The sequence below is a fragment of the Streptomyces sp. NPDC048643 genome, from assembly GCF_040650615.1.
GTDB lineage: Bacteria > Actinomycetota > Actinomycetes > Streptomycetales > Streptomycetaceae > Streptomyces.
Map to the genome: position 1 here is coordinate 247,049 of NZ_JBEZHO010000007.1, position 24,471 is coordinate 271,519.

The window sequence follows — 24,471 nt, forward strand, 5'->3', positions numbered from 1 at the left end:
TGTTCATGATCCGGGGGGGTGTCACCGGGCTCGGAGGCATCGACGGACCGCTGATGAGGGGCTTGAGCACCGGCTTCACCCGAGCTGGAAGAGCTGCAAGAAGTCGCCCAGGGCAAGCACCGCACCCTGGCTCTGCTCTGCCTTGCCAGACGCCGGGCCGACGTCCTGTTCGCGATGCTCCGTAACGGAACCTTCTACGAGCCCCAACGGGCTGCGGCCAGGTGAGGAGTCCAGACCGCTCGATCAGTCCTCCGGCCGAAGCCGCTGACGAGCGGCTTCAAGCCGCTGGTCATAATCGGGCGCGAACAACTCGGGAAGGGTCTTGTCGAGGGTTTCGGCGATTCGATGAATCGGTGCCCAGACCTTCGGGCGGTGGGGAGAGACCTTCTCAGACGACGTCGCGGCCGCCGAGATGATCGACCGCCTGGTCCACCACGCCGAGGTCCTCACCCTCACCGGCGACTCCTACCGCCGACAGCCGACGTGGGCCAGGCGGCCGTGAGCTCGGATCGCGACCGGCTCTTGAGGGCGCACACCAGCACGCGGACATCAGCTCGCTCCTGCCCTGGCAGGATTTGCTCCTATTGCCCCAGCCGGACCACGCGATCGTCCGGTTCGGCGACGCCGCGTCCGAGGCTGCCGTACAGGCCGCGGGCTGGCTGACCGATCTCGGCGGAGCCGGCCGCACCGTCCCGTACGGTCGAGGTGTGATCATTGAATCGGGTGCCCCGCGTAGTCTCGGCCTTCCCGCGCCTGAGGCGCGGTTGCGTTTCGGCACAGAGTTGCAGGAGGTCGGCGGTGGGCCGAGGCGTCGTTTGCTCATGGTGGACGACGAGCCTGCGTTCGAGCTCAGCTTCTACTGCGGAACGTGCCCGTTCTTGTTTCGCCGGCTGGAGGGCGCGAAGGAGAAGCTGTCCCTGCAAGACGTGCAGGCCCGACTCAGCGGCGCGTTGCACGAGCTGGACGAGGGCGGAGTGATTGATGCGTATGCCAGCCTGCTGCCCGAGGGCGAGTACCTCCCACTGCTTCTGAGCGTCAAACCCAGACTGGTCGTCCCGGGCGAGGAGGGCGACTACTTCAGCGGCGAGCAGGTCACGACGTGGGGGATCGATCAGTTCTGGGGCCTTCCGGAGTACCCGCACACTCCGTATTACCGAACCTTCGAGACTGTCGTAGACACGGACGCTCACCTATACGAGTTCGTCGTGCCCATGGTTCCTCTGGTATGGAACGAGAGGGAGCGCGTCAAGCGGTACGTCACGCTGATGGAACAGGGAACGGTCCCCACAGCGGTGGCGGTCTCCACTCTCGACGTGTGCGAACCCGCCGTCGGGGCGCCGGTCGACCACTACCGGCACTGGGGCCTGACCCACTTCCTCCTGGACGGCCACCACAAACTGGAGGCAGCTGCCACAGCCAGCCAGCCCGTACAGATTCTCTCGCTGCTGACCCTCGGGGAGAGCTTGGCCGGAAAGGAGGACTGTGCTCGACTTCCCACGCTGCGTGCCCAGCCTAGTGCGGCCCGCAGTGAACGGGCCTGATCCAGCACCTATGGATGCGTTCGCGGGTCAGCGACCGTGCATACCCGAGCAATGAAGCACTGCGTTACACGCCGCTAATAGCGGAGTCTTAGAGGTCGTTTCATCCCGTTGTTTCATCCCCGAATGCGGCTTTGGTGTGCTGGTGTCGGATCGTGCCAGGAGATGGTGTTCTCGCTGGCGAGGCGGCGGGCCATGAGGTCGGTCATGGCGATGTGGATCATGGCTTCGGAGCGGGCGGGCAGGGTTTCGTAGTCGCGGGCCAAGCGGCGGTGGAGCATCAGCCAGCCGTAGGTCCGCTCGACTGCCCAGCGTTTCGGGATCGGGGTGAATCCCCTGGTCCCGGGCTTGCGTTGAGTGATTTCCATGTCGATGCCGAGGGTGGCTGCATGCTCGACGAGGTGCTGACGGTAGCCGCCGTCGACCCAGACCTTGCGTAGGCCAGGATGGCTGGCGGCGGCCTGGTCCAGGAGGGTTTCTCCGGCGGTGGAGTCCTGGACGCCGGCCGCGGTGACCAGCACCGCCAGCAGCAGGCCGAGGGTGTCGGTGATGATGCTGCGTTTGCGGCCCACGATCTTCTTGCCCGCATCGATGCCCTGGCTCCTGGCAGGGACACTGGTGGAAGTCTTGACGCTCTGCGCGTCGATCACGCAGGCCGAGGGCTCGGGGCTCTTTCCTTCCTGCTGGCGCACCAACTCCCTCAGCAGACCGTTGAGCTGGGCGAAGACACCGTTCTTTTGCCACCTGGCGAAGTAGCCGTAGACGCTCTGATGCGGTGGGAAGTCGTGCGGGAGATAGGCCCACTGGCAGCCGGTGCGATCCACGTAGAGGATCGCGTTCATGATCTCGCGCAGGTCATGCCTCGGGGGCCGGCCGAAGTCCAGAGCCCGGCCGCGATGCTCGAAGCGCCAGGCTGACAGCACCGGCTCAATCAACTCCCAGCGGGCATCGGACAGATCACTCGGATACGCACGACGTTCCGTCATGACCTGGACATACCGCTGCCCGGGGGCGTGCGCCCAGGCGTGCACCCTGCCGCGTCGAAGCACGGAACAGACCCGGGCGTCCTGGAATGAGACAGGCGCAAGCAAACCTTCATCCCATCCGTCACACCACCAGCCTCACCGAGAAGAACCGCCTCCACAGACTCACCAGCAACACACCAAGAGGCGGAACAAACCAACTCAGAGTGTCGCACTCAAGATGAAAACGACCTCTTAGAGGGCAACTGATCTATTTTGCAGGCGATTTGAGGCATTCGCTGTGACCCGGGTGATGGTGGGTCGTTGCGTGTCTTGTGAGTCCACGACGCCCATACCGCAGTGATGTCTCCGATGCCCGCTGGAGGTTGATCGAGCCGGTGTTCGCCTCTTGGCGGGCAGCCCGCACGGGGCCGGGAACCGCTGCGCGGGTCCATGATCTGCGGGAGATCGTGAACGCGATCCTTTATGTCAACCGGACGGGCATCCCGTGGGAGTACCTGCCGCACGACTTCCCTCCGTACAAGACGGTCTATGACTACTACGCGAAGTGGGAAGTGGACGGCACCACCCAGCGGGTGCATGACCTGTTACGTGACAAGGCCCGTCGCGCACAGGGACGGCCGGCGGCCCCGTCGGCCGCTGTCATCGATGCGCAGAGTGTGAAGACCTCCGCAAATGTCGCCGAGGTCAGTCAGGGCATCGATGCCGGCAAGAAGATCAAAGGGCGCAAGCGTCATGTCGCCACAGGCACGCTCGGCCTGGTCCTCGCGGTCATCGTCACGGCCGCCTCGGTCCACGACTCAACCGGAGGGAAACGCCTCCTCGACGAGCTCGCCACATCGCACCCCAGCGTGATGAAGGTCTGGGCCGATGGCGGATACCAGAACAGCGTCTTCCAGCACGGGGCGTCCAGGGGCATCGACGTCGAGGTCGTGAAACGCTCCACCGTCAAAGGGTTCCAACCCCAGAAGAAGCGCTGGGTGATCGAGCGCACCTTCGGCTGGCTGATGCAGAACCGCCGCCTCGTCCGGGACTGCGAAGCCCTCCCTCAGCGATCACGCACCATGGTCCACTGGGCCATGGCTAACAAAACCAGCCGTGAACTCACCGGAGAATCAGCACCAACCTGGCGAATCGAAACAGGTGATTCAGACAATCCAGCCTGAACATTGATCAGATGCTCTCTAAAAGGCCCTAACAGAGGCTTTGGACGTGCCGGTGGGTGATCAGCAGGTGGCGAACCGAGGAAGGCCTCGAGGATGTCGTAGCGTCGCTCCCAACGGATTTGCAAGCCACCGCCTACCCCGAAATGGCCGAGCCGCGCCAGGTTGCGGTAGGCGGGAGCGGGTAGGCGGTCTGCGGCCAGCCCTCCGCGCGTCGAGCACGGAAAATTGTGCCGAGAACCCAGCCGGGAGTTGGATGAACGCTGGGCACCATGGCGTGGCAGAGGGCTTCTGCTTCGCTGGGTCAGCTGGCGTTCGATTCGCCCACAGGTTGACGGGTGCCCGTGTTGTGCGTTATGCATCAACTCGTCTGTGACGTCGGTTGGTTCGGGCACGAGACGGGGGAGGGAAACGCGCGTGTCGCCTTCGTATGTTGCGCCGCCACCGCATGCAACGGAAGCATCCAGGTTGCTGTGCGCCGGCACGTACCTCGACGACACTTTCCGTGACGCGGTTATCGACGAGCTCTACGTCCACGAGGAGCGAAGAGTCGCACCCGCATTCGACTTCGACGCGGCCCGTGTGCTGGCGCATGCCTTGCACGCACGGCGCATGGCAATACTCTGGGCGGCTCTGATGCTGGTTGTCTGGGTGGTAGGTTCCACGCTCAGCAACGGCCTACTCAGTCTCTTCGCACCGCCCTTCGCCTTGCTAGTACTCCAGCCGTAGATCGTGATCTTGCTTCTCGGGGCCGGTGGGGAGACGGCTGCGGCCACCGTTGATCATCGTGAGTTGTGTCGACAAACGAAGATCAGGCGGTGGCCGCAGGTCACAGCGCAGTACCTGCCCGATGGCGGTCGATGTTCGACCAGCTGACGGGCCGTATCGCAGCCCGGTTCGCGCGGGTCGAACCACGCCGCCATGCAACGGCGTTGGTCCTTGGCCTGCTGTCGGACCTGCCGAGGAAGAACTGCTGGACCCTGGCCGAGCACGCGGGCGATGCCACCCCGGACGGCATGCAGCACCTGCTGCATCGCGCGAAGTGGGACGCAGACGCGGTCCGCGACGACGTGCGCGCCTACGTGGTCGAGCACTTGGCCGACGACGAGGCTGTGCTGGTGGTCGACGAGACCGGCGACCTGAAGAAGGGCGCCGCCACGGTTGGCGTCCAACGTCAATACACCGGTACTGCCGGGCGGATCGAGAACTCCCAGGTCGCCGTCTACCTCGTCTACTCTGCCGCCCGCGGGCACGCCGCGATCGACCGCGCCCTGTACGTGCCGCTCTCGTGGACCGACGACCCCGGCCGCTGCCGGGCCGCCGGCATCCCCGACAACCTCGCCTTCGCAACCAAGCCGGTCCTGGCGGCCCGGATGATCGGCCGGGCGCTGGACGCAGGAACGCCCGCCCGCTGGGTCGCGGGCGACGAGGTCTACGGCGACAACCCGCACCTGCGGACCGCACTCGAACACCGCCAGTTCGGCTACGTCCTGGCAGTCTCCAGCACCCACCAAGTCTCCACCGCCGCAGGGACGTGCCCGGCCAAGGCCATCGTGGCGAAGATCCCGAAGCGGGCCTGGCAGCGGCGTTCGGCAGGAGCGGGCGCCAAGGGCGAGCGGTACTACGACTGGGCCCAGGTCGACATCCATGGCCCCGCAGACCGGCCCGGGCACTGGTGGCTGCTGATCCGCCGCAACCAGCGAAGCGGTGAACTCGCCTTCTTCCGCTGCTTCTCACCGCGTCCCGTCCCGCTGACCGACCTGATCCGGGTGGCCGGACGGCGCTGGACGGTCGAGGAGACGTTCCAGGCCGGCAAGGGCCTGGCAGGGCTGGACGAGCACCAGGTCCGCCGCTGGACCTCCTGGCACCGCTGGGTCACCCTCGCGATGCTCGCCCACGCCTTCCTCGCCGTCACCGCGGCCGCCGAACGCCGCGACCACCCCGTCCCCGACGACCTGATCCCCTTGACCTGCAACGAGCTCCAGCGTCTGTTTACCACCATGACCAGCCCGGCCCACAACCTCGCGCACCGACTCCGCTGGTCGCACTGGCGCCGCCGCCACCAGGCCCGCGCACGCAGGTCTCACTACCAACGGCAAGCGGCCACCCATCTGTGACTGAACGCTGTAGTTGGCCCGTCTGGCCAAGCAGGTGCTCAGCCGGAGCTTGCCGTGCAGACCGGGTCCGGCCCAGAAGTTAACGGCCGACGGTGCTCCAATCGGCGGGGGCGGGCGGCACCGAACGGCCTGCGGCGTGTTCGCGGAGGCGTCGGGTCAGTTCCGGCAGGTCGTGGGCGGGGAAGCTCACCTGGAGGAGGCGCAGGCCGAAGTGCGATGGTTGGTCCTCCTGGAACATCGCCGCGTCCATCGGCTTGATCTTCACATGCCAGGCGTCCGGGGCAGCCCAGTGAGTCATCCGCACGTAGAAGGCGTCTCGCGGGCCGGCGTTCGCCGCGGCCGAGAGGAAGGCGAGGCCGCTGTCGACCGGGAAGTCGATGAGCATCCAGCCACGGCGGGACTCCACCCACTCCGCCATATGCGGCAGCTTCTCCGGCCAGTCCGCGTTGCTCTCTGCCAAATCCTGGCAGCAAGTGAACGTGTCGAAACCGCACTCCCAGATCGCCTGGATCGTGGGTGCGAGCTGCTCGTCGATTTGGGCATGGCGGCTACCCACCCGGACGTGAACGGTCCGATGCGTTCCTTCATAAGACGTCATCGAAGGAGCATAGAGGCGGGGCACGACATCAACGCAGACGAACCCCAGGCAGCTTGGGCCGCTCCCCAGGCCAACTGGAGCGCACACCGGTCAAGAAGATCACGATCTACGGCTGGAGTACTAGCCGCTGCCTCCCGGTTCCGCATGGCATCGGTGAAGCGGCCGGACCCAAGCCGGAGCAGGGCGGCGGCTGCCCAGGTGCTGCGTTGGTGGGGACGAATCTGGCTGGGCGCCATCGTGTTCTGGATGTACGCCATCTATCCGGAACTGAGACAAACGTCTAATTCCCTCGACAGCGGGTACAACTCCTACCCGTGGGTCCCCGGCTTGTGGGCAACAGACTTCGGGTACCAGCCGCTATACGTGTGGGTAGCGATTTTGTGTCTCCTGCTGATGACCTTCATAGCGGCGGCGCAGCGTGCGCAAACGGCCAGGATGCTGGCGCGGGAGTTGTCCGCGGCCTATTTCAGCGGTGCGGCATCGGACCCGGCTGAACGTGCGCTCAGCATTCGGTTCCAGCGACTTCGGCAACACATTCGCGCGGAACAGCACTCGCCGCTGGTGTTGTACAACGCCGCAGCGCCGTTCCGCGGGGCGGGTGTCCCGTATCCAGCGTGGACGCACGCCGTGACCATCCGGTCGAGGCTCGAGCAGGGATACGAAACACGCAAGCCCGAGCTTCATAACGAAGATGTTCTGCGGTGCATCGTCGCACGGCTGGAGCAAATGCGAATCCCGTCTGCGCACGGCTCCACGCAGGCTGGTGCCGTGGTGCGTGACCGACTTCGCCAACTGAGCATCGATGAGTGCGTTTTCCTTCCGGTGGACGGACTGCCCAGCCGAGCTCAGGCTCCGCAGACCCGCGCCGAATTCGAGGCGCACCGCGTGTCAGCGGTGGAGGAGAGCGGGGATAGGCGGCGCCACTTTGTACGCGTCCAGGTAAGCGGCTGGGATGGCGGGCTGGTCGCCACCGTTTACATCCGCGTGCACACCCAAGGTGGGCTGCTGACGTTGGAGGTGGCGCCGTACGTGCTGAGGCCAGTCCGGTCCGCGTTCCAGAGCGCGGACCGGATTGCGCACCGTCAACGTCAGGCCGGGATCGTGGCCAAAGTGGCGCAGGCGATCGTGCACGTTCCCGAGGCTGCGGGGTGTGCCCCGCTAGTGCTCTGGCGGGGTGTGAAGGTCGTCTGGAGACTACTTATCGGAGGCCGAGCCAGCCTGCCGGAAGGCCCCGCCCTATCGGTACGGGAACTGGCATCCGACCGGATTACGAGCGCGTTCCAAGACATGGATGTCCAGCGCTACCTGAAGTCCGTACGCGAGAGCATCGCCAATGGCGTGGTGGACGCACTGCGGGAAGCGGGTTGCCAGGTGGACGATTCTGCCCTGGCCACGGGCATCTTCGTCGGGCCGGTGGGCCAGCAGCAGGAGTTGTCGGCCTTGCGGCACGCAGGGGGCGGGGCGGCATGAGTATCAGTCAGCCGTTCTGGGACCCGGATGCCCAGGGCTGGACTAGCAGAACTCGGGGCGAAAGTCGCAGGAGTCTGCGCCACCCGCGAGTTCGGCATCGGTGGCAGCCGCGGCCGCGGGAGTGGCTGTGGTCGAAGGGGGACATAAGCAAGGTCAGTGGGGCAGCCGAGTGGAACCAGGCAGTACAAGGCTGGGATACGAGCACCCAGGACGCCGATGCAGCGCGCCCCACAGCGTGGCCTAACCGTTGGATCGCCCTGGCGCTGCTGTTTGCCGCGGGCGCCGTCTCGTTGGTCGCGGGGTGGTGGCCCGGGGCGCTTTTCCTAGCCTGGACGTCACTGGTGAGGTCGGGGGTCGCGGCGGTCCGTAGGCAGACTGCTCCTGCAGGTGTAGGAGCCACACAGAGAAGCGCCAGGCCGGTCGGCGCCTCACCTATGCCGTGGCAGGCCTTCATCGAGGGCATGCTCGCGGTGCTAGTGCCCACGCGCACGTTCAGCACGGCGCCTACGCCTCCGCAGCCCACTCCTGTGCCGATGCCAAGAGAGGGCAACCGGTTGCGCGTGGAGGAGTCCGTGCGCGACGTCGTCGCCCGGCTTGCTGCCGCCCGGGCCGACGAGGACACCCCATGAATGCCCCCGTGCCCCCGCAGCCGTCGTTGCCGGGCCCGGACAGCGACGACGGCAACGGCGCTCCGCCCCTACAGCCCTCCTCGCACCGGGCATTGCCGCTGGGCGAGGACATGGAGGTGTGGAAGCGCGTCGTGGACGGGGCACCAGAGCGGGTGCTGAGGATCGTGGAGCAGGAGTCGGCTGCACAGATCGAGATCCAGCGGGCGGAGAGCCTGCGCCGTTTCCAGCTCGACCAGCATCAGATGCGCATGGACATCATCAACTTCCGCTTTCGCGTCGGGGGTGCAATCTTCGGTGCGAGCGCCTTCGTTGGCGTCCTCCTGCTCGCCAAGTACTTCATCGACCACGGCGCTGTGGCGCCGGCCGCGGGCGTCCTCAGCGCAGCAGTAGCGGCGGTTGGCGCGTTGGTCTTCGGAGCGCGGAGGGGGAAGTAAGACAGCGCCGATCACGTCCAGCCGCGCGCCCCCGGCACCCCATCGGGTCAACGGACCGGCCCGGCTGCCGGCGGGGTACTCCTCGCGGGACCGTCGCTAACGTCCCTTACGCAGCAGCGAAGCCCTGAACTGCAACGAGGCCACATACACCCGAGATAAGCATCATGGTCGTGGCCTACATCGAGGTCTGACGAGCAGAACCTGGATCAGGGCGCCTCGGGAAACGGCAATCTGCCCAGAGGTAGGTAGTTGCACATCCAACTTGTACACAGCTATTGCCGGTTCCATGGTTGCCGGGGCACGTTACGTGCCTGGAATCGCTCGACACGACGGTAGTACTCACCCATAGCCAGGCCTTCTGTTCTCAGCATGGCGGAAGACTTTCGTCGGTTCGTCGAAGAAGAGGTCAGATATATCTGCGCCACGGTCAGGCCCAGGTATATCGCGCAGAAGAATGACGGCCAAAGCGAAAAAATAAGCGCTTCGCCGAACCAGCGCGGTAGGCCCTCTTGTGGAGGCGGGCTTTTGGCGATCGCGAGATCGAGGAAGGCGGCGCCGGTTACGGCCAGGAGGGATTTTACTTTCTGAGCAGTTCGGAGCTCCTGCCACACCCAGTTGAGGCCAAGCGTCGGTTTCCTGGGCGGTGGAGGCCATCCCTGATCGATTGCTCTCCGCGCGTTGAGCGTCAAAGATGGCCGAACTTTCCCCAGGTAGACCATTCCGGTGACTGCACCTAGGGGGGAGAAGCCTATGGAAATCAGAGGCGCAAAGATCAAGAATATTCTGAATTTCTGACTCGATCCCGCCGCCTTCCAGTCGAATGGGTGCCGCGTGGCTACGTCAACTGCGACGCAGAAGCAGATCAGGTAGCCAACGATGAAGAAAGTAAATACGAGGGTGGTTATGAGCCGGTCCATGGGGTCTACCTTTCTCTTTCTGCGCTGTCGCGATGCATCCGCTCGCCCGGGATCGATATCCTAGGGGGTCACCTCCAGATTCGTCCCACTGTTCCTGGAAAAATTGCAAACTCCTGCTCAGGGCAAGCGTTTGTGGATTCCTGTGATTCCTGTGAGATCGGTGATTCGCTCCCACTTTCGGCTGGGCGATGCTGACTGTGGTTGTGTTCGGTCAGGAACCGGATCAACTGGTCCCATGTCGGCCCGTCGAGACTGCCCTCGGCAGGCCATTCGATCGAGCCGGGCCTGATGCCGGCCGCCTTTGCGGAGGGAAGCAGCGAAAGCAGGGGTACAGGCCCTGTGGAACGACCGGATCACCGATGCGGTCGGCCAGCTCAGCCCAGCGCAGCCGCGCCCATCCAGGGCCGGGATGCTCGTCCCTGCTCTGGCTGTCGTTGACGAATTGCTCGCGGACGTCCCGCGCTCGTACATGGCGCCGAGTACCCAGGCGGCGTCAGGCCGCCGAGGCACCTCGTGTCCGGTGAGCCCGTCGTCCCGAGTGAGCTCGGTGAGCCAGTCGGTCTCGGAGGCGGGCGCTAGGGGCCCTCGTGAGAGGATGTCATCGGACAGCCGGTCAGCCTACGGGGCCGGTCCAGAGCCGCAGTCGGCGTCGCGTCCGGAGCCTCTGCGGTAACAGCACTGGCCATCGGTTCCTGAGCGTTTCAGGGGCAGACCTGGCCCGGATGTGGGGAAGGTGACTGGCGCTGGGGCGGCGCCGAGTCGCCGGCTCCCGAAAGGAGACGGTTCGGGCTTCGGGTGCTGCAGTGGGACAGGGTCCCTCCAGAACTTGCGAAGCTGTGCCGAACCGATTGCTCGGTCGATGATTCCCAGGCTCGGCCGCGCTAAGCATCTTCGAATCGTAGGCCCGTCCTGCAAGGTATGTGGGCCCCGAAGCCGCGCATCCTTGGGAGCTAGCCAGCCAGCCGGCGAACCGGCAAGGTGTGAGAGCTTCGGCGTACAGGGTGGATTCGTCGGATCAGCCGCCGGCCTGAGTGGGGGAAAGGGGCATCCCGCCCCTGAGATGTGGTGCATCTACGGGACGTTGCCCGCGAAGATCGCGGTCCGCGATTCGAAGGACGGCTGCACGCTCAAACACGGCCTGGGTCTGGACCACTTCGAGGGCCGCACCTGGCGTGGCTGGCACCACCACGTCACCCTCGTCACCGCCGCCCAGGCCTTCCTCACCCTGCGCAGGCTCGACCCAAAAGTCCAGCCACGAGCCCGAGTCTCTACCAGACCCTCGACGCACTCCAAGACCTGCTGAGGTGCTGGACCGGCACCTGCACCACCTGCGGCCGCCCACTCACCGCCAGCAGAACCAGACCACGAACCTAACGAAGCACTACTAACGAGCTCGTGCACGACAAGGGGTGAGACATCGAGCCCGTGATGGTTGATCATGGTCGGGTGGTGGGAAACAGGGCTCGAGCAGTGATCGTCAGCAACCGTCGGATCACGGGTCTGACAAGCGAGGTGATCGCTGAACTCGTAGTCGAGATAGGCCCGTTGTGGCATGAGCGGCACCAGGTCAAGCTGGCCTCCCGGTCGCGGAAGCGGGCCGTGGGCGGCGGGCCCAAGCACCGTCTGGTGTTCGTCGACCGCATGCTGGCCACCCTCGTCCATCTTCGGCACGGAGTCACTCACGACGTGCTGGCCTGCTGGTTCGGCGTGGACCGCTCGACTATCACACGAGCTGTCGGCGAGGTGCGGCCGCTGCTTGCCGAGCGGGGCTGCACGGTCAGCTCCGACGTGCGCCTGCGGACCCTGGCCGAGGTCGTCGAGCACCTCGGCTCGAGCGGGATGACCGGCATCATCGACGGCACCGAGATCCGTGTCCGGCGGCCCGCGGCAGGGCGCAAGGACCGGGACAGGTTCATCTCGGGCAAGAACAAGCAGAACGCTGTGAAGTCGATGGTGGTCACGGGCGGCGTAGGCAGCGTGCTGCGGTGCAGCCCGTCTCGTCCCGCGAGCTGTGCGGACATCACCCATGCCCGCCAGTTGGGGCTGGCCACGCTCCTGGCCGCCGCACCCGCGCTCGAGATCCTCGCCGATGCCGGCTATCAGGGCCTGGGTGCTCAGACCGGCGGCCGGGTGGTGACACCACCGCACCGTAAGTTCAAGAAGAACGCCCCGGACTGGTACGAGGAGATGTATGAGCACCGGCGCAAGGCGCACTCCTCACGCCGTATCCGGGTCGAGCACGGCATTGCCCGTCTGAAGAACTGGCGGACCCTGGCCCGCCACCTGGGTCGCCGCGAGCACATGAGCGACACCGTCCAGGCCATCGCCGGCCTGCTCTCTCACCAGCAGACCGCAGACCTTCACTCGACACGGCAGATGTGAACACGGGCCCCACCGAGGTTGTCGACGTCTCACCCCTTGTCGTGCACGAGCTCGTAAAGGGTGTTGCACAAGGTCATGATCTGGGCATTTCTCCTGTATGGGTGGGGTGTTGAAGGCTGATCCGTTGTGGGTGGAGACGTTCACCGGGCTGCGGATGGAGCGGTTCGCGAAGCTGGTGAAGGTGGTGCGGGAACGGGCTGGGCGGTGGTCGGCCGTGGTGCCTGCCGCTGGCGGACCGGGTGCTGCTGGTGGCTGTCTACTACCGCACCAACCTCACGATGCGCCAGCTCGCCCCGTTGTTCGGCATCTCCTCAGCGATAGTCTGCCGGGTCGTCCAGCGGCTTGGCCCGCTGCTTGCCCTGGAGCCGGCGCCGCGGCCGACGGAGGACATCGAACGGCTGTGGATCGTGGACGGCACCCTGATCCCGGTCCGTGACCGGAAGATCGGTGCCTCGAGCCGTAATTACCGGGTCTCGGCGAACGTGCAAGTTTTCATCGACGCCGACACGCGCCTGGTCATCGCCTCGGCCCGGCCCGCGCCGGGCAACAAGGCCGACGCCCACGTCTGGCGCGAGTCGGATCTGCCGGCCGCGGCGGCCGGAGTGACGGTGATCGCGGACGGCGCCTACCTGGGCACCGGGCTGATCGTCCCGCACCGCACGAGAGCCGGACGGCATCTCCTGCGCGGGCAGGAGGAGGACAACGCCGTGCTCGACGCGTAAGGGCCCGCGTCGAGCACACCTTCGCCCGCATGAGGAATTGGAAGATCCTCCGCGACTGCCGTCAAAAGGGTGACGGCCTCCACCACGCCGTGCAGGCCGTCGCCACCATGTACAACCTCGCCCTCGCCGGGTGGAACACCAGGTCAAACACAACTTCGACCTACCCGAGAAGGACCTTGTGCAACACCTTTTCGGGCGTGTCCGCAAAATCTCGCCTGCCCGGCGATGCCTGGCATGCACTCTTGCCGCACCGGGCCCGCCCGGCGCTCGTCAGTCCGAGGGGCGCAGCAGGTCGCGGGCGCGTGCCAGACCGTACGCGGCCAAGGTGTACGCGTCAGAGATCCTGCCGCTGAGGAGCATGTTCTCGAACTCCTTCAGGGAGACGGGACGGATGTTCCCGATGCCCTCTTCCCGGGCGTCCGGGTTCGGGGTGTCCTGGAAGGCCGCGGCGTCGATGCGGCCGAGATACAGCTCGTCGTGCCCGGCTTGCAGGCCCGTGTCGGAGGACATCGGGCCCAGGTAAGTCAGGTCCACGGCGTCACACCCCAGTTCCTCGTGCAGCTCCCGGCGGGCGACTTCCGAGCCGTCCTCCCCGGGAGCTCCGAAGCCGCGCGGGATCTCCCAGTGCCAGCCGCGCGTCGCGTGACGGAAGTGGTGCAGCAGGACGAGCCGACCGTCGCTGAGCACCGGGAGCACGGCAGCGCCCGGTGCTCCGCTCTCGGGGACTATACGGATGTAGGTGCCGGTGCGGCCGGAGGGAAACCGCACGGCGTCGCGGAGCACCCTGACGTAGGGGTCGCGGTAGACGATGCCGATGTCTCCGGACTCCTCGGGAAATCCGAGAGCGACAGCGATCTCCGATGTCTCACGTGCCACCCGCTCCTGATCCGAGGGGTCGAGGAGGATGTCGATCGTCCCGCCCGGCGGGTTCACGAACATGTCCGGGTGCTGCTCGCGGAGCGCGTCGTACGCGGCGAGCCGGACGCTCCTGCGTGCCTTGCTGGCCGTTTCCTCGCCGCTGGCCCCGTCGGGCGCCTCGTGCCTGTGACTGCGGTTCATGTCTGCCCCTCGTGCGCCGCGATCTCGGTGATCCCGATCATAGGTACAGGGCGAGTGGCATCGCCTCGATGCGTCCGGCTGCGCCGTCGTAGTCCTGAGCGGCCTGCCGGTAGTGACCGTGTAGGGCCTCGACCACGTCGAAGATTCCCGCTCCCGAGGGCCCGACCGCTTCCCTGCTCTGCCGCAGTACGGACCGCACCGTGGCCACCATCGCCGAGTCCAGAACCTTCCACAGGGGGACACCGATGGCACCGGCCCCGCTGATGATCAGCGACCGCATGAACCCGAGGACGTCGCCGCCTTCCGACCGCATGCCCTGACCTGCCAGGCAGGCCCCCAGAATCGCCACCTTGTTCCGAGGAAGACTGAGGCGCAGTGCGAGGTCGAACTGGGTGACCCAGTCGCCGTCGCCCAAGTGCAGGAGGGGACCGTAGTCTTCGGAGGTGTCGACGAAACGGCCGTGACCGGCGTACACGAAGAATTCCGGTTTGGACGCGGTCAGCTCCGCGATGCCGTCCCAGTCACCCGGCAGTTTCCGGACAGGACCGGTCAGTTGCGCCGGCACCTGTCCCGCGACGGCGATGTGCTCGGGCGGCCAGCCCGTTTTGACCACCTCGCCTCCCGTGGCGGCGGCGTCCGTCACGAGTAGGGCCGCCAAGTCGTCGTTCGATTCGACGAGTTGTCGTTTGAGCAGGTGTCGGCCGTGGGTCACGAACGCGGCCACGCTCACGGAGTGGGACAACGGAACGCGCGCGGCGAGGGGATGTGGATCGTCGGGTGCCAACGCGACGTGCAGCGGGATGGCGAACACATCGTCGGTCGGGATCAGCGTCAGATGGGTGGGCATGCCACCCTGGCGGACCGAAGCCCAGGCAGGAGCGATGAGTAGATCCCAGACGCGGCGACAGGTCCGTTCGCTGGGTGCCTTGTCCTGGCGGTCGGACGACACCTGGCGCGCTAGTTCGGTCACTTGGTCGTACGGCACTGCGGGCAGCATCGTCAGCTGCCCTTCCTTGCAGACGACCATGCCGAGGGAGTCGGGCACGGCCTCGCCTCCGGTGCCCTTGACGCCGTCAGGAGCGGCGAAGCGGAAGTAGCGGATCACGCAGGAGCCGGGGTGGTTGAGTGTGTACTGGGCGAGGCGGTGAGCGATGTCTTCGTCGTGGGTAGCGGAGGTGAGCGGCTCGTGGAGGAAGCGGTCCTCGTAGGCGCGTTCCCGTTCGGCGACCAGCTCCCGGAGAGCCGCCTCCTCCTTCCCGGTGACCGGTTGCGGTGCCCGCCGGCGCTCCTCGTCGCCGGCGGGCGGGCGGGCGGGGGTGGACAGCGTAAGGGTGCGCGCCGGAGGGCCGAGGGTCTGAGGGCGGGAGGACGCCAGCAGATCCAGCAGCTCACGACCGGACGATTCCTCGATCAGGGACACCACCTTTTCCACGTTCTCCCGCGAGCCGTCCCCGCGGCGGACGTGGTGGGCGATCGCCTGCAGGTACGCCGGTCGTACGTGGCGGGCGTAGGCGCGTTTGTAGAGGGGGAGGGCGATGGCGGCACGGACCGACTTCGCCATGTCGAGTTGGCGGGAGAGCAGGTCGTCCGGGCGGCTCTTCTCGGGGAGCGTCTCGGCCACCCGTCGGTACCCCTGCACGGTGTACGCGTGGAAGTCCACGTCCATGCCTGTCTGACGGCCCGCTCCGGGCGTGTCCTGGCCGAGCTCGTCCAGGAGCTGGCCCAGCTCCCTCAGACCGTCGAGACCCCCTGTGCCGATGGCGAGGTTCTGTCGGGCGATGAGCCGGCCTCGGCGCCATCCCATGCCGCGCAGCCTGCCAAAATGTTCCGCGGACCGTTCCTTGTCCCGCAGGCCTTGGTTGGTGACCGACTGGGCGATCCGGTACTCGTCACGCAGTCCCTCCGAGATGGCCAGGGACCGTGCGGTGACCTCCAATGAACGCGCGCTGTCACCGGACTGGCCCAGTGTGGTCGCCAGGTTGTGCAGGGCATTGGAGTATCCCCGCAGGAACTCCCGGTGCTCGCGGGGGAGTTCTGGGGACGGCTGCGCTTCCATGTTCACGTTGTGCGCGCGGCCGGCGTCGGCGATCGTGTCGCACAGCTCGTTCAGCACGGCGATGAATGAGGGAGCCCCCGTACCGCCGTCCCCGGCGCGCGCCGTCTGGTTCTGTTCCTCGTAGCGGGCACGGGCGAAATTGCTCTGCAGGTCGGGTAGGACCCACCACAGGTCGGACGCCTCCGCCACGGCGGCTGCGGTCTCGAAGGACAGCCGCGCGGTGGTGAAACTGCCCAGCCGGTACTGGATCCGGGCCGCCCCGTCGAACCACCGGGCGATCACATAACGGGTGAAGACGTCCGCAGGGTCCAGCTGTCCACGCGTGACTCGTGCGTGCAGGTACTCGGCGTCGGACCGGGATGCCTCGATCTGCCGCAGGCCGGTGAGTAGTTCGTAGGCCACGTCGGCCCGGACCGTCTCACACCAGTGCACGCCGACGCGGCGGGCGGTGCGGCGGACGTCGTCCCGGGGCCCCGGCTCGTCCGCCTCGGCCAGTCGCAGCATGCCGATCGCGCGGGATTGCCGCATCGGTACGTCGAAATCGACGTCGAATCTCATGATGAGGTCCTCGACGTCCAGCGCCTCGACGAAGTCGCCGATGGCCGAGCCGGGGTCCGGCTGCGGGCGTGCCCCCGACGTCTCAGGCCGCCCGGATACGTCCGGATCCCCAGGTATGCCCGGCTCCTGGGCTTCATCCGGCTCCCGGGGCTCCTCCGGTTCTTGACGTGCGTCATTGTTGCGGCCCATAAGAAACCTCGTTCCAGTCGCCGAGATGGTCAGGCAAATTCACGTTCACGCCGTACGAGTTGCGCCCGGACTCGGTTCGGAGGGTCAGTAGGGCCGTGATCTTCGCCGGTCCCAGCAGTGGTACGCGCCGTAGGCGAGCAGCCCGCCCGCCCCGCTGGATGGCACGGTGGCTACGAAGGGAACAGGCGCGTGCCCGTAGTGCACATTCCACTCCACCACCGCCGTCCAGCCCGCGGCGACTCCCAGCAGGACCACGGCGCTCGCATCCAGCCACCGGTACGGCGTGGACACGGCGGTTCGCGCCGAGCGCAGTACCAGCAGCGGCAGGGCGAGCGCGAGTGATGCCAGCAGAAGGATCACTGGAGACTTCAGATGCTGGGAGAGTGGGGGTGTGTACTGGAAAGCCTGGACGACGGTGAGGGCCGTGAGGATGGCGCCCAGGACGGAGGTCTGGACGAGCGTCAACCAGACCCGGTGCTCGTTGAGCGCCCGTTCGGTGATGCCGGAGGCCAGGGTGCGAGCCGCGTCGGCGCGTTCGCGACAGGCTTCCAGCTGGACCTGATCGCCCTCGACCTGTCTGATTACCCGCTGTGCGACGGCGAGTTCGGCCTCAGGCCACGTGCTGCCCGGACCATGCCGCCGGACGCCCGGCGTGTGAATGCGCAGGTTGTCTACGGCGATCGAGACGGTACGTACCAGCTGGCGCTGTTCCGTGATCGTCCACAGCAGTCCTTGGGGGCCGAACTGGCCCCGGTCGAGGTGCGCCGCCGCCGTGCGGATGCGTTCCAGTGACACTGGGCGGCCCGTCGACGTCGGCGCGAGGACCCGGAGCAGGGCTTCGGTCTCCGCGTCGCCGCGGTCCACGCGCGTGTGCACGAGCTCGGAGGATGCGTAAAGCCTCTCCTCGTAGCGCACCTTCGCCGCGTGTATGAGGTAGCGCGTCAGCGGCCTGAGGCCCTGATGCCCGGGCAGCGCCCAGGCCCACGCGTCCAGTGTGTCCTCATGCCGGACCGGTGCCAGGACGTAGAGAGCCGAGAGCGGGTCCGGGGAGTCGTACCCGTCGGCGTTCCATATACGGAAGCCTTCATCCGTCTCGTCGAACCCTTGCCACCACGTACCGTTCCTGCCCGACGGAGCGTCTCTGCGGATGTGCTCCGGGTGGGTACGTCTTCCGCTCGCGCCGCGCCCCCGGTACAGCGCCTCGAAGATGCGGAACTCGTGCAGGATCCCCTCGGAAGAGGGCACCGGCCCCGTGCCTGTGAGCGCGTCCGTCCACTCCCGGAGCAGTGGATTCCAGCCTTCCAGCCCCGTTTGGGTCTCGTTGGGCGCGAGCAGCGCGACCAGACCGGTCACGTCGTGCTCGGTGAAGGCGAACGCGGAGTAGAGCCCGCTCGTACTTGCTCGGACGGCGATGCCCAGCGACGTGAACTCCTGGTCATGGTCGAGGCCGGGCGGCAGGACCTCCAAGGGTGCCGGGGCGCCGGCGACCGGTGAGGTCATCCCAAGAGCACGGCACGCCGACCACATGGCCTGCAGATACGGATGGTTGGGTTCACCGGCCTCTTTGGGGCGCGGTGCGAAACACGTCACGAGCAGGGCCGGTCTGATGAAGGGTCGCATTGCCGGTGACTCGCCTCCCTGTGTGGAGAGCCGGACGGATGCCGTGGTCAGCCGCTGTGTCGCGGATGCCTTCCCTCGGTGCCGCCGGATGCCGGTGGCGGCTGTCCCAGATCGAGTGTGAGGCGACGGACCAGGTAGTTCAGCTGTTCCCGCTGATGCGGGGGGATGGGGGTCTTCGCCGTACCGGGCAGGGCGTTGGCGCGCCGGGCATCTTCCTCCAGGGACTGCAGTGTGTCGAACACGGCGCGGACCGCTGTGTCGTCGCGCCGTACGACAGCCGACTCCAGCTCCGTGAGGGCTGAACTGACCAACCGCCATTGGTCCTCGGCCAGGAACCAGTCCTCCACGGCTTCCACGCGACGGCGTACCCGCCCGATATCGATGGTGTTCATACCGGTCCCCCTTGGCCCGCGAAGGGCGCGCCGGGCCTGAAGGCGCCCCTCGCTTTCGGTGCTCACAGCGTAGCGCTCCGCGATCGTTGCGACCTGAGATCCGTCGAAGTGAACATCGCGGGACACGACGCCGCCCGGCCGCTAGAGCGTGTCTCTTTGATCGGGTGGTCAGTTGATCGGATGTGTCTGTCCGATTAGTGATCACTGATGCGATGTGGGGCCGGATCGAGCCACTGATGCCAGCCGATCCGGTCCGCGGTCGACGATGGGCCGACCACCGCCGAACCTTGGAAGCCATCGCGTGGAAGTACCGCACCTGCTCGCCCTGGCGGGATCTGCCGGATGAGCTCGGCTCGTTTCAGACCGCTCATAAACGCCTGATCAGGTGGGCCGTGGACGGCACCTGGGAACGCATCTTCGCCGCAGTTCTGGCAGCAGCGGACGCTGACGCCGACATCGGCTGGACCGTCTCGGTGGACTCCACCGTCTGCCGGGCTCACCAGCATGCTGCCGGCGCCAGGAAAAAGGGGCACCAGGCCGGGCCGAACCCGACGACCACGCCCTCGGCCGCTCCCGCGGCGGCCTGAGCACGAAAGTCCACCTCGCCAGCGATAGCCGTGCACGGCCACTGGCCCTTCGCGTCACCGCAGGCCAGGCGGGCGACGCCCCGGCCTTCGAGACCGTCATGGCCAGCATCCGTGTTTTGCGAAGCGGACCCGGCCGACCCAGAACCCGACCCGATGTCGTCCTGGCTGACCGCGCGTATTCCTCCCGCGCGATCCGCAATCACCTCCGGCGACGCGGAATCCGCGCTGTCATCCCGCAGCCGTCCGACCAGGTCGGCCACCGGCTGCGGCGCGGCCGCGACGGAGGCCGCCCACCAGCCTTCGACGCCGAGGAGTACAAGCAGCGCAACGCCGTCGAACGGTGCATCAACCGCCTCAAGCAATGGCGCGGCCTGGCCATGCGAACGGACAAGCTCGCCATCGCTTACCAGGCCGCACTCCACGTCGCCGCCATCCTCATCTGGACACTCGCTTGACCGCCCAAGCACCTTGCCCGCAAGGATGTCCACATGGACGATCTTGTGGAATTCCTCGTCGCACGCATCATGGACGACAACCACGCTTACGCCTATGTGGCCGGCGTCCTGGGCGGCGAGGCTCTACTCGACAGCCACCTCCCCATGCTCGACCTGATCGAGCAACTGGCGAAGAACTACAAAGCCATGGACCCCTCGGACTCCCGCTCGGTCGGCTTGGCCTACGCACTGCGAATCCTTGGCCAGTCATACGCCGAACACTCCGCCTACCAGCAGGAATGGCGCCCCTAGCCTTTCAAGGAGACAGTCCCTAGGGGGCGCTTGCGTCGAAGGGGGCGATCACGTGGGACCTGAGTGTCGATTCCACGCTCTGCCGCGCCCACCAGCATGCGGCAGGGACCCGCAAACAGGGCGACCGGCGGAAGGAACCACCGGGCGGCATCTTCACCGAGCCCCAGGATCACGGGTTGGGACGGTCGCGCGGCGGGTTCACCACCAAGCTCCACCTGGCCGTCGAGCAGGGCAAGAAGCCCAAGGCGATCGTAATCACGGCAGGACAGCGCGGTGACTCGCCACAGCTCGAACCCGTGCTGGCAAAGGTCCGCGTGCCACGCATCGGGCTCGGCCGGCCACGCGTCCGTCCCGCTCGGGTGCGGGCCGACAAGGCGTACGCCTCCCGCAAGAACCGCGCCTACCTGCGCCGCCGCGGGATCCGCTGCACTATCCCGGACAAGGCCGACCAGGCCCGCAACCGCCGGAAGCTCGGCTCGCGCGGCGGCCCGCCACCGTGCTTCGACCCGGTTGACTACCGCGAACGTCACGCGGTCGAGTGCGGGATCAACCGGCTCAAGAGACACCGCGCCGTCGCCACGCGGTACGAGAAACTCGCGGTCCGCTACGAAGCGACTGTCCTCATCGCTGCCATCAACGAGTGGCTGTGACCCTCGGCCGTCATACGACGGGATCCATGTTCCACGTCTCCGGCAGATCGCCGCCGCAGAGTGGAGGCTCCGGCCGCGTGCTGATGAGCGCGGCAGGTCGTGGAATCGACGCCAACCATGCTGCAGTCGATCCGTTCCTCGGCATCGGCATCGGCCTGGACGGCTCGCAGGATTCTCTCCCACTTGCGTCCGCCGACCACCTTCGATGACGGTCGTGAACAGTCTTCCAGCTACCGAAGCAGGGAGGCAGCTCCCGCCAGGGAAGGCCGGTCCGCTGCCGGAACAGAATCCCGTTGCCCGAAGCGCAGGCTCCTCCGGATCCGAGTCCACTCGGCATCTGTCACCACGAACAGATCTTCGCACCTCCGTCCGGCACGCAATGCGAACCGAACAGCGTCCCCCCATGATGTTCGCCTCGCCATCATCGTTTCGCCATCGTGAGCAGGACCGTCACGGTTGCTCGGCAGTCCCCGAGGGCGCAGTGGTCGCCGGCGGGCTGGGGTTGCCAGTGTGCCCGCCCCAACAGTCCGACCAGTCGCCGCACCAGGTCGCGTACGGGATCATCACGTCTTTGAACCGCACTGCCACGAGCCGCACCGTCGCGGCGGCCACGTGGCCGCCGACGACGGCCAAACCGCTCTGGACAAACTCCTCGATCGGCTGGCCGACGTTCCCCACGCCAGCCGGGCCGACCCCGCGCCAGATCGCTCTCCCTCCGAACGCCAGCGATCGTCGACCGAACTCACCGTCGGCGCCCATGCCAGGACGATCATCCGGGCTGACGATTCCGGCCGTCATCTACACGGTCAACTCGCCGGGAGGAGATCCATCATCTCCTTGAAGCGCGTCGACACCCGCATCCGGGCAGACCCTCCGGCAGGCGCGTTGGCCCGCGCCCGCCGATCCACCGAGCCGGCGCCATCCCCGGTGCCGGCTCGGCGCACTCCCACCGACTCCAGACCCGTGAGTAAGCCGACCCAACGTCCATACGAGGACCTACCGTTCGTATGACGCGCAGCCGAACCGGCTGCCATCATCGGCCGATGGAGTACTTCACCCTCACAGCAAAACCAACGGACCAGGACGCTCACGCCATCGACGCCGCCCTGCGTCGAGCCTGGAACGCATGCGCTGGGGTGGCATGCCCCAAGTGCCATGTCCCATCCTGGCAATACTGCCGCAACTGGAGCCGCGGTGCCTGGTTCGTGACCCGATACCACCGGCCCCGACAAGATGCAGCAGGTGCGCCCCAGGTTCTGGCACCGATGGGGATCCGGGGGCTCAGCTGAGCCAAGGGCACGGGCGCCTTCAGGTGGGACAACCGGCGCGTCCCAGAGGTATGACGGGGCATTCTCCCTAAGTGTGAGCTGTGTAATGCAGCCGGCTTCTCTCACGAGTGCCACAGATCGCGGTTGACAGAACAGACGAGGCGGAGCTGCGACGTCGGACAGGCCACGATCACGCGGCCCGTTCGCGACAATCTAGGGCGAGTGCCAATCAGCCCTGGTGGCAGGATTCCTTGGAGACCTGCTCCACGGCGCGACGGTCGGTGCACAGTGTGGCCAAGTGTCAGGCTGGGTGCTCGTCTTGCAGAGGCCGTACAGTGATCCGTGGATCCAAGGACCGGAAGAGGCGATGCCTGAGCGGAACCTCGAGTTCGGGAAGTACGGCGCCCGCGGCCTCAAAGGCCACGAGGCCGTCGCCCGGCAAATGGACGACCTGGCCGGCTACATCGCCACCCCCGTCACCGCGCGCCGCGGTCTCCTCGCCCGGCTGCATTACCTGACCCGCAGCGACCACGCCCGCGCAGCCGCCCGCGCCGCCGGCCTGACCATCACGGACCGCACCCTGCGCGCCTGGCTGGAGGGCCGGCGCTCACCCTCATGCAAGAACCTGGACAGGATCGAGCAGGCGTACCGCACCGTGCGGCGCGAGAACGTCGCCCGCTACCTCCTGGCCCGCCTCAACCGAGAGGGACGTGGAACGCGCGTCGAGATCCATCCGCTCAACCAGTACCAGGTGGCCAGGCCCCACCAGCGGGCCGTGGAGTTCCGTCACCTCAACGTCCGCCGCTGGGACCGCATCGTCGCCGCGTTGGCAGCTGGCAACGACCGTGAGCTGGACGAGGCGTGGGTGGACCAGGTCATTGATCTGGGCAGCCAGTGGGGCCAGTACGAGTACGTGACCAACGTTGGATTCGCCGCATAGCCGGTTCTGACCATCACCACGCCGCCGGCCCGAGCGGCGGATGACGCGACAGCCGGTGCACGGACGTCCGGTGGGACGGTGCACCGGTGGCGGGCCTTGATTGCGGCGCTGGCCGCGATCGCCGCCGTCGTCGCAGGCAGCGTCATGCTCAAGAGCTGCGACCTGCTCGGAACCCAGGGTCCGGTCGCCTCTTCCTCGGGCAGCAAACCCGTGACGGAGGAAGGCGCCATGGTGGCGTACGGGGGCGGGAGCGTCTCCTACACATGGAAGCTGGCGGGCACCCGCCCGGTCACCGCGCACTTGGTCTCCCACGACCGCCGACTGCTCGAGGCCGTACACGCACCCGCCGCCTGCACCTCGAAGACGGTCAGATCACCGACACCCCCGCGTAGAGGGGAGGCGACTGATATCCGCCGCGGCCGGGGTGGCCGGGGTGGGCCGCAGCCGGTCCCGTGTGGCCCGACGACTGCACATCGCCGAGCCACACGCAGAGAGCTGGCCCGCAGCTCACGGGCCCAAGACTCTGGCTTCTGCTGCCTTCGCTCCCGCGTACTCAGCGTGCAGGATGGTTTCGTAAGCGGGAGTGAGTAACGTTTGTCGATGGTTCTTGGGTTCTGGCACAGATCTTGGGGAGCGGTCGCTGAGGGTGACGATGTCGTTCGATTGAACGGGTGGTCACGAGCCCGGCTGACCGACTCAAGCACTCACCTCGTAGCCTCCGCGTATGACTGCTGATCCGTTCCAGTGCCGCTGCGTCCTCTGTCATGACTACGGCGACCGGGACGAAGCGGACCGCATGGATCTGACGATCATCGAGAATGTGCAGCGGCACGGATGGCACGTCGTGATGGTTCCCGAGGACGACATCGGTCCTGGATTCGCCTACACGATCGGCCTCGCACACACTCACGGCGCCCCTGAACTCGCCATGTTCGGACTCGACATCCACGCCATGCACCGCATGCTCAACGGAGTCGGCGAGAAATCCGCCGCGGGCGCCGTACTGGCTGACGGCCAGAGACACCCTGACGTTGTCGACGGTCACCACGTCGCGCTCAGACACGTTGACCTCCGCTGGTACCGGACCTTCTTCGGGCAGGCCATCGGGTTCTACCGGCGGCCTCCTTTCCCTGTGCTGCAAGTCGCGTGGCCCGACGCGGATGACCGCTTTCACTGGGAAGAACAGGCCGAGGAACGGCATCGTGAGTCACAGCCTCAGTTGTGGCTGCCGCCGAGTGAGCACCCTGTCGGGATCTGGACTACTGAACTCTGACCTCTAGCGTGCCGACCAGCGACAGACCGCCGTCGCGAAAGCTACTGAAGCAAGATCATTTTTCGGAGCAGTTCGAATAGGACTCCGTTAGGCGCTGTTTCCCGGATCTCCTTACATGAGCGGGGTGTTGGGGTCAGGCTTGTTGTATGGGCCGTGGTGATCTGACGAATGCGGAGTGGG

General features: G+C 66.6%; 20 protein-coding genes and 4 pseudogenes. 15 read left to right on the plus strand and 9 right to left on the minus strand.

Annotation, left to right across the window (positions count from 1 at the left end):
• Positions 1 to 99: 99 nt before the first annotated feature.
• From AB0C62_RS10240 to AB0C62_RS10250, 3 genes and pseudogenes are all read left to right on the plus strand, one after another.
• Positions 100 to 225, plus strand: a pseudogene (locus AB0C62_RS10240) (IS110 family transposase); the annotation flags it as partial.
• A 187-nt stretch (positions 226 to 412) separates the two neighbouring features.
• Positions 413 to 502: an ATP-binding protein gene (locus AB0C62_RS10245; protein WP_362971471.1), complete on the plus strand. Its 90-nt coding sequence runs from the start codon at positions 413 to 415 to the stop codon at positions 500 to 502.
• A 319-nt stretch (positions 503 to 821) separates the two neighbouring features.
• Complete coding sequence (locus AB0C62_RS10250) at positions 822 to 1,541, plus strand: hypothetical protein (protein ID WP_362971473.1); 720 nt, start codon at positions 822 to 824, stop codon at positions 1,539 to 1,541.
• 113 nt (positions 1,542 to 1,654) lie between these two features.
• Here the strand turns inward: AB0C62_RS10250 and AB0C62_RS10255 are convergent, their stop codons facing one another.
• The gene (locus tag AB0C62_RS10255) at positions 1,655 to 2,524 is read right to left on the minus strand and encodes an IS5 family transposase (protein ID WP_362971475.1); all 870 of its coding nucleotides are present in this window, start codon (positions 2,522 to 2,524) and stop codon (positions 1,655 to 1,657) included.
• Positions 2,525 to 2,835: 311 nt separating this feature from the next.
• On the opposite strand from AB0C62_RS10255, the gene AB0C62_RS10260 reads away from it, so the two are divergent.
• Both AB0C62_RS10260 and AB0C62_RS10265 read left to right on the plus strand, forming a co-directional pair.
• Entirely contained in the window at positions 2,836 to 3,687 is an 852-nt protein-coding gene (locus AB0C62_RS10260; protein WP_362971477.1) for an IS5 family transposase, read from the plus strand.
• Positions 3,688 to 4,544: 857 nt separating this feature from the next.
• Entirely contained in the window at positions 4,545 to 5,801 is a 1,257-nt protein-coding gene (locus AB0C62_RS10265) for an IS701 family transposase (protein ID WP_362971479.1), read from the plus strand.
• Positions 5,802 to 5,880: 79 nt separating this feature from the next.
• Here AB0C62_RS10265 and AB0C62_RS10270 read toward each other — a convergent pair whose 3' ends face one another.
• Complete coding sequence (locus tag AB0C62_RS10270) at positions 5,881 to 6,399, minus strand: hypothetical protein (RefSeq protein WP_362971481.1); 519 nt, start codon at positions 6,397 to 6,399, stop codon at positions 5,881 to 5,883.
• A gap of 246 nt (positions 6,400 to 6,645) precedes the next feature.
• Here AB0C62_RS10270 and AB0C62_RS10275 point away from each other — a divergent pair, with 246 nt between their 5' ends.
• Positions 6,646 to 7,869 (plus strand): hypothetical protein, encoded by a 1,224-nt coding sequence (locus AB0C62_RS10275; protein ID WP_362971483.1) that lies wholly within the window; start codon positions 6,646 to 6,648, stop codon positions 7,867 to 7,869.
• A 625-nt stretch (positions 7,870 to 8,494) separates the two neighbouring features.
• Positions 8,495 to 8,932 (plus strand): hypothetical protein, encoded by a 438-nt coding sequence (locus AB0C62_RS10280; RefSeq protein ID WP_362971485.1) that lies wholly within the window; start codon positions 8,495 to 8,497, stop codon positions 8,930 to 8,932.
• A 272-nt stretch (positions 8,933 to 9,204) separates the two neighbouring features.
• On the opposite strand, the gene AB0C62_RS10285 is transcribed toward AB0C62_RS10280, so the two are convergent.
• Entirely contained in the window at positions 9,205 to 9,849 is a 645-nt protein-coding gene (locus AB0C62_RS10285; RefSeq protein WP_362971487.1) for a hypothetical protein, read from the minus strand.
• A 1,126-nt stretch (positions 9,850 to 10,975) separates the two neighbouring features.
• Between AB0C62_RS10285 and AB0C62_RS10290 the strand changes: the two are divergent.
• The 3 genes and pseudogenes from AB0C62_RS10290 to AB0C62_RS10300 all read left to right on the plus strand — a co-directional run.
• Positions 10,976 to 11,152 (plus strand): annotated as a pseudogene (locus tag AB0C62_RS10290) (IS701 family transposase); the annotation flags it as partial.
• 146 nt (positions 11,153 to 11,298) lie between these two features.
• Positions 11,299 to 12,231 (plus strand): transposase family protein, encoded by a 933-nt coding sequence (locus AB0C62_RS10295; protein WP_362971489.1) that lies wholly within the window; start codon positions 11,299 to 11,301, stop codon positions 12,229 to 12,231.
• 97 nt (positions 12,232 to 12,328) lie between these two features.
• Positions 12,329 to 13,084: pseudogene (locus AB0C62_RS10300) on the plus strand (transposase); the annotation flags it as partial.
• 139 nt (positions 13,085 to 13,223) lie between these two features.
• On the opposite strand, the gene AB0C62_RS10305 reads toward AB0C62_RS10300, so the two are convergent.
• The 4 genes from AB0C62_RS10305 to AB0C62_RS10320 all read right to left on the minus strand — a co-directional run bounded on the left by AB0C62_RS10305 (position 13,224) and on the right by AB0C62_RS10320 (position 18,827).
• Positions 13,224 to 14,012 carry an NUDIX hydrolase gene (locus tag AB0C62_RS10305; protein WP_362971491.1) on the minus strand — a complete coding sequence of 263 codons (789 nt, stop codon included), beginning with the start codon at positions 14,010 to 14,012 and terminating at the stop codon, positions 13,224 to 13,226.
• A 37-nt stretch (positions 14,013 to 14,049) separates the two neighbouring features.
• Complete coding sequence (locus AB0C62_RS10310; protein WP_362971493.1) at positions 14,050 to 16,626, minus strand: CHAT domain-containing protein; 2,577 nt, start codon at positions 16,624 to 16,626, stop codon at positions 14,050 to 14,052.
• Positions 16,627 to 16,899: 273 nt separating this feature from the next.
• On the minus strand, positions 16,900 to 18,435 hold the full coding sequence (locus AB0C62_RS10315; RefSeq protein ID WP_362971495.1) for a CATRA conflict system CASPASE/TPR repeat-associated protein: 1,536 nt from the start codon (positions 18,433 to 18,435) through the stop codon (positions 16,900 to 16,902).
• Positions 18,436 to 18,482: 47 nt separating this feature from the next.
• Positions 18,483 to 18,827 carry a CATRA system-associated protein gene (locus tag AB0C62_RS10320; protein ID WP_362971497.1) on the minus strand — a complete coding sequence of 115 codons (345 nt, stop codon included), beginning with the start codon at positions 18,825 to 18,827 and terminating at the stop codon, positions 18,483 to 18,485.
• A 212-nt stretch (positions 18,828 to 19,039) separates the two neighbouring features.
• Here AB0C62_RS10320 and AB0C62_RS10325 point away from each other — a divergent pair.
• From AB0C62_RS10325 to AB0C62_RS10335, 3 genes are all read left to right on the plus strand, one after another.
• A protein-coding gene (locus AB0C62_RS10325; protein WP_362971523.1) for an IS5 family transposase occupies positions 19,040 to 19,869 on the plus strand; the annotation gives its coding sequence in 2 pieces (ribosomal slippage) (positions 19,040 to 19,352 and positions 19,352 to 19,869; 831 coding nt in all).
• Positions 19,870 to 19,902: 33 nt separating this feature from the next.
• Positions 19,903 to 20,160: a DUF6221 family protein gene (locus AB0C62_RS10330; protein ID WP_362971499.1), complete on the plus strand. Its 258-nt coding sequence runs from the start codon at positions 19,903 to 19,905 to the stop codon at positions 20,158 to 20,160.
• Between the two features lie 59 nt (positions 20,161 to 20,219).
• On the plus strand, positions 20,220 to 20,810 hold the full coding sequence (locus AB0C62_RS10335) for an IS5 family transposase (protein WP_362971525.1): 591 nt from the start codon (positions 20,220 to 20,222) through the stop codon (positions 20,808 to 20,810).
• 65 nt (positions 20,811 to 20,875) lie between these two features.
• Here the strand turns inward: AB0C62_RS10335 and AB0C62_RS10340 are convergent.
• Both AB0C62_RS10340 and AB0C62_RS10345 read right to left on the minus strand, forming a co-directional pair.
• Positions 20,876 to 21,105, minus strand: a pseudogene (locus tag AB0C62_RS10340) (transposase); the annotation flags it as partial.
• A gap of 155 nt (positions 21,106 to 21,260) precedes the next feature.
• Positions 21,261 to 21,569: a hypothetical protein gene (locus tag AB0C62_RS10345; protein WP_362971501.1), complete on the minus strand. Its 309-nt coding sequence runs from the start codon at positions 21,567 to 21,569 to the stop codon at positions 21,261 to 21,263.
• A gap of 876 nt (positions 21,570 to 22,445) precedes the next feature.
• Here AB0C62_RS10345 and AB0C62_RS10350 point away from each other — a divergent pair.
• On the plus strand, positions 22,446 to 23,018 hold the full coding sequence (locus tag AB0C62_RS10350) for a transcriptional regulator (RefSeq protein ID WP_362971503.1): 573 nt from the start codon (positions 22,446 to 22,448) through the stop codon (positions 23,016 to 23,018).
• Between the two features lie 724 nt (positions 23,019 to 23,742).
• Positions 23,743 to 24,291 (plus strand): DUF4262 domain-containing protein, encoded by a 549-nt coding sequence (locus AB0C62_RS10355; protein WP_362971505.1) that lies wholly within the window; start codon positions 23,743 to 23,745, stop codon positions 24,289 to 24,291.
• The last annotated feature ends 180 nt before the right edge of the window (positions 24,292 to 24,471 follow it).

What these genes read in the sequence shown, in the direction of transcription:
- AB0C62_RS10245 (WP_362971471.1), top strand. Translation starts at nt 413, where the DNA reads ATGATCGACCGCCTGGTCCACCACGCCGAGGTCCTCACCCTCACCGGC.
- AB0C62_RS10250 (WP_362971473.1), top strand. Translation starts at nt 822, where the DNA reads ATGGTGGACGACGAGCCTGCGTTCGAGCTCAGCTTCTACTGCGGAACG.
- AB0C62_RS10255 (WP_362971475.1), bottom strand. Translation starts at nt 2,524, where the DNA reads ATGACGGAACGTCGTGCGTATCCGAGTGATCTGTCCGATGCCCGCTGG.
- AB0C62_RS10265 (WP_362971479.1), top strand. Translation starts at nt 4,545, where the DNA reads ATGTTCGACCAGCTGACGGGCCGTATCGCAGCCCGGTTCGCGCGGGTC.
- AB0C62_RS10270 (WP_362971481.1), bottom strand. Translation starts at nt 6,399, where the DNA reads ATGACGTCTTATGAAGGAACGCATCGGACCGTTCACGTCCGGGTGGGT.
- AB0C62_RS10275 (WP_362971483.1), top strand. Translation starts at nt 6,646, where the DNA reads ATGTACGCCATCTATCCGGAACTGAGACAAACGTCTAATTCCCTCGAC.
- AB0C62_RS10280 (WP_362971485.1), top strand. Translation starts at nt 8,495, where the DNA reads ATGAATGCCCCCGTGCCCCCGCAGCCGTCGTTGCCGGGCCCGGACAGC.
- AB0C62_RS10285 (WP_362971487.1), bottom strand. Translation starts at nt 9,849, where the DNA reads ATGGACCGGCTCATAACCACCCTCGTATTTACTTTCTTCATCGTTGGC.
- AB0C62_RS10305 (WP_362971491.1), bottom strand. Translation starts at nt 14,012, where the DNA reads ATGAACCGCAGTCACAGGCACGAGGCGCCCGACGGGGCCAGCGGCGAG.
- AB0C62_RS10310 (WP_362971493.1), bottom strand. Translation starts at nt 16,626, where the DNA reads ATGAGATTCGACGTCGATTTCGACGTACCGATGCGGCAATCCCGCGCG.
- AB0C62_RS10315 (WP_362971495.1), bottom strand. Translation starts at nt 18,435, where the DNA reads ATGCGACCCTTCATCAGACCGGCCCTGCTCGTGACGTGTTTCGCACCG.
- AB0C62_RS10320 (WP_362971497.1), bottom strand. Translation starts at nt 18,827, where the DNA reads ATGAACACCATCGATATCGGGCGGGTACGCCGTCGCGTGGAAGCCGTG.
- AB0C62_RS10330 (WP_362971499.1), top strand. Translation starts at nt 19,903, where the DNA reads ATGGACGATCTTGTGGAATTCCTCGTCGCACGCATCATGGACGACAAC.
- AB0C62_RS10345 (WP_362971501.1), bottom strand. Translation starts at nt 21,569, where the DNA reads ATGGGCGCCGACGGTGAGTTCGGTCGACGATCGCTGGCGTTCGGAGGG.
- AB0C62_RS10350 (WP_362971503.1), top strand. Translation starts at nt 22,446, where the DNA reads ATGCCTGAGCGGAACCTCGAGTTCGGGAAGTACGGCGCCCGCGGCCTC.
- AB0C62_RS10355 (WP_362971505.1), top strand. Translation starts at nt 23,743, where the DNA reads ATGACTGCTGATCCGTTCCAGTGCCGCTGCGTCCTCTGTCATGACTAC.